The 6,892-nt window shown below is 35.9% G+C and carries 8 protein-coding genes; 3 read left to right on the top strand and 5 right to left on the bottom strand.

What is annotated here, in order from left to right; genetic code table 11:
• From AOG55_RS08800 to AOG55_RS08780, 5 genes are all read right to left on the bottom strand, one after another.
• On the bottom strand, positions 1-766 hold a 766-nt coding region (locus AOG55_RS08800), incomplete at its 3' end, for a transcriptional regulator (RefSeq protein WP_055041185.1).
• A gap of 34 nt (positions 767-800) precedes the next feature.
• Entirely contained in the window at positions 801-1,421 is a 621-nt protein-coding gene (gene thiE / locus AOG55_RS08795; RefSeq protein ID WP_055041184.1) for a thiamine phosphate synthase, read from the bottom strand.
• On the bottom strand, positions 1,421-2,452 hold the full coding sequence (locus AOG55_RS08790) for an AIR synthase family protein (RefSeq protein WP_048101051.1): 1,032 nt from the start codon (positions 2,450-2,452) through the stop codon (positions 1,421-1,423). The genes thiE and AOG55_RS08790 overlap by 1 nt, the downstream gene beginning before the upstream one ends.
• A complete protein-coding gene (gene thiD, locus AOG55_RS08785; RefSeq protein WP_048101050.1) occupies positions 2,449-3,237 on the bottom strand; it encodes a bifunctional hydroxymethylpyrimidine kinase/phosphomethylpyrimidine kinase in 789 nt (262 codons plus the stop codon). Before thiD ends, AOG55_RS08790 begins: the two co-directional genes overlap by 4 nt.
• A gap of 55 nt (positions 3,238-3,292) precedes the next feature.
• Entirely contained in the window at positions 3,293-4,078 is a 786-nt protein-coding gene (locus tag AOG55_RS08780; protein WP_055041183.1) for an SDR family oxidoreductase, read from the bottom strand.
• Between the two features lie 112 nt (positions 4,079-4,190).
• On the opposite strand from AOG55_RS08780, the gene AOG55_RS08775 reads away from it, so the two are divergent.
• The 3 genes from AOG55_RS08775 to AOG55_RS08765 all read left to right on the top strand — a co-directional run.
• Positions 4,191-4,553: a cupin domain-containing protein gene (locus AOG55_RS08775; RefSeq protein ID WP_048101048.1), complete on the top strand. Its 363-nt coding sequence runs from the start codon at positions 4,191-4,193 to the stop codon at positions 4,551-4,553.
• Positions 4,554-4,630: 77 nt separating this feature from the next.
• On the top strand, positions 4,631-5,872 hold the full coding sequence (locus AOG55_RS08770; RefSeq protein ID WP_048101047.1) for an arginine deiminase family protein: 1,242 nt from the start codon (positions 4,631-4,633) through the stop codon (positions 5,870-5,872).
• Positions 5,873-6,005: 133 nt separating this feature from the next.
• A partial coding sequence (locus AOG55_RS08765) for a 2-hydroxyacid dehydrogenase (RefSeq protein WP_055041182.1) occupies positions 6,006-6,892 on the top strand: 887 nt, incomplete at its 3' end.

Raw genomic sequence — 6,892 nt, 5'->3', positions numbered from 1 at the left:
TATGTATATAATTTATTTCTATTTCAGGATTTTTTGCCTGCAACTCCCTTATATCATTTATGGTGAAATGGAATAACCTGTCAGATATTAATATTAAAGTGCTGTAACCCCTTTTTGCGGCCTCAAAGCCTGCACCTATGGCATTGTATTCAAGGTTATTCTTAATTCCACCGTCCCTTAATACTGTGTATGCAAGTTCCCCCACGGACCCGGCAAGGTCATATTCCACAGAGGACACTTTTTGTAAAATAATTTTTTCATAATCGCACAGATTTTCTATCTTTTCAATATTTTTTAAAAGCATTATTGTTATCTTTGCCTTTTTAACATCTATTAACCCCTTAACCCCTGTAATCCCGGCACATTTTCCAGCATTGCTCCTCGTGCATGATACACCGTATGATCCTGTTTTAACATCCGGTGATGCATGAAGATAGCCATCCTGCATGTATAAATACACCTTCTGCCCGGGTATTATGTCCCTATCCGGAATTGCCTCCCAGATTAGTGAGGCATCTATATTTATAAGGCTGCTGTGAACAAAATCCTCTATTGTATTCAGGCCATTGTAAAGAAAGTCAAAACCCTCCTTGGTAATTTTATTGTCACTTCCTATATAGCCCTTATCCCTTAGGATCTTCATGTGGTAAACAACACCCTGGAGTGTTATGCCAAGTTCCTTTGATATTTCTGATGGCCGGTACTTCCCATTTTTGACATTTAAAAGAACCATCAGCTGTGTGATCATGGCCTGCTCAATCTTCATTTATATGCACCCAAGAGGCAATATATAAATAATATTATAATTTATTGTATTCTTTTAATTTTTGTATGAACATAGTGGTGGCAGCTGCAGGGTCGTTTGATGAGTATATTGCAGAAACCACTGCCACGCCGGAAATTGAATACCTTAAAAGCGTATCAACGTTATCAAGTGTGATTCCGCCTATGGCAAAAACAGGAATTTTAATGTTTTTGGCATATTTAAGTATATTTATATCACACATTGTTGCATCCTTTTTTGTTGTGGTGTTAAAAAAGGATCCAAAGGCAACATAGCTTGCACCAAGCTTTTCGTATTTTAATGCAAGGTCAATGTCACCGTATGTTGATACCCCTATGATTTTATCCCTATATTTTTCCTTTAAAAATTCAAATGGCACATCATCCTTGCCGATATGAACGCCATCAGCGTTAATAATCTCCATTAACACCGGGTCATCATCAACTATGAATGGAATGCCATAATCATCGGCAAGTTTTCTAAATTTATTCCCTGCATACATCCTGATTTTATAATTATTTGTTTTATCCCTGTACTGCAATACATTTGCACCGTTTTTAAGCGCTTTTTCTGTTATATCAAAAATTTTATCATTATAATAATCAGGAGTTACCAGATATAAACCCTTAATTTCCATTATCTTACCCCCATTTCCCTATATTTTTCAAGCGCTGTCCATATCTGATCGTCCTCCGGATTTATATCAATTTTTTTGCCCATGCAATCCATTTTAATGCCGGAGGATTTATCAAGAACCTCACCAATTATTGATGCATCTATGCCACCCTTATTTAACTGTGAAATCAGGTCATCGGCATATTCCGGCCTGACAGTTATAAGAAGTGTCCCCTCGCTTATTGTCCTTAATGGGTTAATATTAAAAATTTTACAGATTCTTTTAACAGAATTATATACTAAAATCTTATCAGCATTTATATAAATGCCGTTGCCTGAGGCCATGCCTATCTCATATGCCGCATTTAATATTCCACCCTCGGTGCAGTCATGCATTGATGTGACCCTATTATATATTCCAAAATTAATTGAAATGATCTCGGCATTGACGCATGTAAGTTTATAAAATAGATTATTTATTTCATTTATGGTGTTATCATCAAGTTTATTTTTTGAATATTCCGGAAATGCATAAAGAAGCATGCATGCTGTCTGCATGGCCGCACTGCCGGCAAGTATTATTTTGTCTCCAGGCCTGGCATTTTTTGTTGTAATGTATTTTTTGCCTATGGAAAAAAGTGTTGCACCGCCTATCATTGGATAATCTGTCCCTGAATATCTTGCTGTATGACCTGCTATAATGGATATTCCATATTTTTCGCATTCCCTGTTTATTACATCCCAGATAATTTTAAATTCTGAATCGGTCATCTTTAAGGGTAAATTAAGGTCTATGCTCATGTATCCTCCCCTCATGCCGGCGGTGTAAAGATCCGATAAAAGTATATGGAATGCAAACCATGCAGCCCTTTCAAGCCCAAAGTTTATATTAATGGATACGGGGTCTGTCGTCACCGCTATATAATTATCACCCGATTTTATAATGCCAACATCCACACCATTTTCAGGCCTAACCACTATGTCATCTGATTCTGAACCGAGTCTTGATATTATATTCTCATCAAAAAATTTTTTGGATATTTTTCCTGTCATTTTATCATCCAGAAATGGTTAAGCGGACCATAACCCTTTCCCATGGGAAATGAGTATTTTATCGCACCCTCTATATATTTTTTGGCCATGGATACAGAGTCATAAAGATTGTGGCCGCCTGCCAGATATGATGCTATGGATGCTGATAATGTATCACCGGTGCCGTGTGTATTCTTTGTTTCTATTCTTTTACCCTTAAAGCTGTAAAAATCATGGCCGTCATAGAGAATATCATCTGAGTAATATCCATTGTAATGGCCGCCCTTAATTAGTACATTGGTGCCTGTCTTCTCATAAATTGCCCTTGCGGCAGATTTTATATCCATTGCATTGTTTATTTTTTGACCTGATATGACCTCGGCCTCAGGTATGTTTGGCGTAATTAAATATGATATTTTCATAAGATTATTAACCATGGCATCTATTGCATCCTCCCTCAGCAGCCTGACATTGGTTTTTGAAACCATAACAGGGTCAACAACAATATTTTTTACGTCATACTGTTTAAATTTTTCAGAAACGGCGTTTATAATTTCTGATGAATAAAGCATGCCGGTTTTTGAGGCGTCTGTGCCAATATCATCAAGAATTTCATCCATCTCATCATTTATAAATGATACTGGCAGTTCATAAATTGATTTAACAGAAACACTGTTCTGTGCGGTTAGTGAAACAACAACGGCCGTGCCAAAAACCTTCATTGCGGTAAAAGTCTTTAAATCCGCCATAATGCCAGCCCCACCGCCTGAATCCGTGCTGGCCACGGTCATTACCCTTGGTATCATATGGATTTACATTAAAAAATAATATTTTAATATTATTAAAATTAAAATATGTTTATTAAATTGATTTCACCGCCCCGCCATCTATCTGTATGTTTGTTCCAGTTATGTACGATGCATCATCGGATAATAAAAACGCAACAAGATGGCCTATTTCCTCGGGATTACCAAAACGCCCTGCAGGTATCTGTTCAAGTATTGATTTCTCTGCATCAGCTTCATCAATATTTAAATCCCTTGCATTTTTCCTTATAATGTTTTTTAGCCTGTCAGTGTAAAAATATCCCTGTGAAATTGAATTAACTGTTATATTTTTTGGAGCCAGCTCTATTGATAATGTTTTTCCCAGTGCAACTATGCCTGACCTTAATGTGTTTGATATGGCAAAATTTTTTAGGGGATTCTTTGTTGTCATGGAGGTAACATAGATAATCCTGCCATTTTTTGATTTTATCATATCCTCAAGGGCCCATTTTGTGAGATTAATCGTTGACATTAACATCATGTTTATATTGTATTCCCAGTCATCATCAGAAAGATTTAAAAATTCATCCACCTTTGGGTCTCCATAGTTCATTACCAGAAAGTCTATGCTTCCATACCTTTCCCTTGAGGATTTTATAACATTTAATAAGTCATTTTTACTGGAAAGATCAGCCTTTATTATGTTAATCTCATTTCCGGTTTTATTAAGTATTTCGTTCTTTACCATTAATAATTTATCAGTGTTTCTTGAAAATGTGGTTATATTTGCACCATATGATGCAAGAACCGATACAATACCCGCACCTATGCCGCTGCTTCCAGCACATACTATACCATTTTTGTTTTTTAAAGATATCATGATGTTTAATGTTATAAGGTGTATTAATAATTTTATTTAGTCCAAAAATTGGTAAATAAATGAAAAAGTTTTTCTCATAAAGTTTTTATAATGATATGGTTTACAATTAATAATGACTGAATTAACAAAATTTACATGGGATGGTGTTAAAAAGGAAAACCTTACCGACCTGTTATCAAGGCAGATGATTTACGGCGATAAAGTAATGATAGCCCGGCTTGAGATAAAAAAGGGTGCTGTTGTGCCTGAACACAGCCATGAAAATGAGCAGATGACATGGATTATGAAGGGTGCATTAAAATTCAGGATAAATGGCTCTGAAATTACCGTCGGAGAGGGTGAAATTTTAAGAATACCTTCAAATGTTAAGCACGAGGCAGTCGCCATTGAGGACACACTTGATATTGATATATTTTCACCGATAAGAACAGACTGGATAACAGGGGATGATGCATACCTGAGAAATAAAAAATAATCCATATTTAAAATAAAAGATTATTAAATATTATTTTTCATACCAAAATTTTAATAGACAATATATTATTTTAGCACATGAAAATAGACAGGGAATGGGGACGTTTAAAAAATGTGGTTATGCACTCCCCGGGCAATGAGGTAACATATGCGCTTTTTGCCCCAAAACACTTTCTTTTTGAGAGGCCTTTTAAATATTCAATGGCTGTAAGAGAGCATGAGAATCTTGTTAATGTGCTCAGGGAAAATGGTGTCCATGTGGACATTTTAAAGGATATTGTAATTAAAAAATCAGAGGATGATAAGAATTTCAGGAAAAAACTGGAGGATATTGCACTGTCTAAAATAAACTTTTCAGGCAACCAGCGGGCCGCACTTGAAGCAAGGAATTATCTGGAAAAAAACATAGATCATATTGATTCAGAATCACTTTTTAATGCAATTTTAATGAAATTTTCAATTAATCTGGATAATTATATTAATTCCCTCAAGTATCCGACTGTCGATTCCAATCTTCCACTGGCCAATCTCTATTTTATGAGAGACCAGCAGGCAGTTTCCAGCGGCATATTGATGGGAAGAATGCGAATGCGCCAGAGGGATGCTGAACCTGAAATTATGGAGTTTATCTTTAAGGATATATACAATGAAAATGTAAATAAAATTAATGATGGTTTTTTCGAGGGTGGTGATTTTATCCCTGCCGGCGATTTTGCCCTCATAGGCACAGGGAATAGAACGGACATTACAGGTGCCATTGAGGCCATTGGGTCTGGCGTTATTGATTTCGATGAGATTATGATTGTCAGGAATCCTGCATATGAGTTCTCTGATGCCAGCAATGTCATGATAAACATGCACCTTGATACGTATTTCAACATTGCCGGTGATGGCCTTGCGATAACATCGGTGCACCTTGCAAAACTTGCACATGGAGATGTTTATGTAAAAACCGGGGATGGTTATAAAAAGGACCATGAAACAAATTTATATGATTACATAAAATCCAAGGAATTTAATGTTATAGACCTTGATGTTGGCGAGCAAATTGCATACTCATCAAATTTTTTAACACTGAATGACAGAAAAATAATTGCCGTGGATTCAAGAAAGGTTCTAAAAAAATTAATTGAAACAAATGCCCTTGACAGTTATACAAAAAATATTGCAATTCACGACATGGAGAATTCAGGGAGAATGTTTCCGGACAGCAAAAAGGTTTTTGATGCCGGCATAGATGTCATTAAAATAGATTTAAGCGAGATTACCGGCGGGTATGGCGGGGCGCACTGCATGACATGTTCACTGAACAGGGATTAACAAAACATTAATTATTGCATGATAATATCTGAATTTTCTATGGATTAAGCCATGTTTTCCTGCTTTAACCATAAAAACCCCAAAATATTTTCCTGCCTCAAAAACTTTTAAAACAATAATAAACTATGCAATAATGAAAATCTCGGTACAGGTTAACACCCCAATATTGGGTAATTCAATAAAAGAAAAAATGAATGAAATATGCAGAAAAATCACAGGATGCGAAACCGTTTCTGGATATTCTGATGATGCCGACATAGTGCTCTTCATAGGGCAGCCCAAACCGTCAAAGAAAACAGTATTTATGCAGAGCGTATCTGCTGGTGTGAACCATGTGGATTTCTCATTAATACCAGAAAACATAAAGATGGCAAGCAATGCCGATGCATGGTCTGTGCCGGTATCAGAGCATGTTATGGCACTTTTGCTTGCATTTACCAGAAAAATCTGCCAGTCAAATACAGAGCTGCACAATGGCATTTATAAAAGGCTTGATGATAAATCATACATTGTTTTAAACGGCAAAACCCTGGGCATACTTGGATATGGTGGAATTGGAAGACATGTTGCAGGACTTGCAAATGCATTTGGCATGAAAATAATAGCATATACAAGAACCTATAAACCTGATGATATATCTGAGTTTAAGATGCCAGATGAATTAATGAAATTATCCGATTTTGTATTAATATCACTGCCTTTAAATAAATATACAAGGAATTTTGTTGATAAAAGTTTGCTTTCAAAGTTCAATGGCTATGCAATAATAAATGTCGGCAGGGCTGAAATAGTGAATCATAGTGACATGATTGATTTTTTAAATAATAGCAGCGCATATTATCTCACTGATGTCTGGTGGGATGAACCAAAAATAAATGAAAAAATACCTGATAATGTGATCATAACACCGCATATAGGTGGCATGTCAGATAACATCGAACAGCAGTTTATTTATGCCTGCAAGAATATAAAAAACTTTCTTAATGGAAGTCCAAAAAACATTGTAAGAAGAGATGACTA

This window comes from Acidiplasma cupricumulans (assembly GCF_001402935.1).
Taxonomy (GTDB): Archaea; Thermoplasmatota; Thermoplasmata; order Thermoplasmatales; family Thermoplasmataceae; genus Acidiplasma; species Acidiplasma aeolicum.
The sequence above is the reverse complement of the archived record's forward strand: the minus strand, read 5'-3'. Positions and strand labels throughout refer to the sequence as shown.

Coding starts and splice junctions, on each gene's coding strand:
- AOG55_RS08790 (WP_048101051.1), bottom strand. CDS start 2,452: ATGACAGGAAAAATATCCAAAAAATTTTTTGATGAGAATATAATATCA.
- AOG55_RS08780 (WP_055041183.1), bottom strand. CDS start 4,078: ATGATATCTTTAAAAAACAAAAATGGTATAGTATGTGCTGGAAGCAGC.
- AOG55_RS08770 (WP_048101047.1), top strand. CDS start 4,631: ATGAAAATAGACAGGGAATGGGGACGTTTAAAAAATGTGGTTATGCAC.
- AOG55_RS08775 (WP_048101048.1), top strand. CDS start 4,191: ATGACTGAATTAACAAAATTTACATGGGATGGTGTTAAAAAGGAAAAC.
- thiE (WP_055041184.1), bottom strand. CDS start 1,421: ATGGAAATTAAGGGTTTATATCTGGTAACTCCTGATTATTATAATGAT.
- thiD (WP_048101050.1), bottom strand. CDS start 3,237: ATGATACCAAGGGTAATGACCGTGGCCAGCACGGATTCAGGCGGTGGG.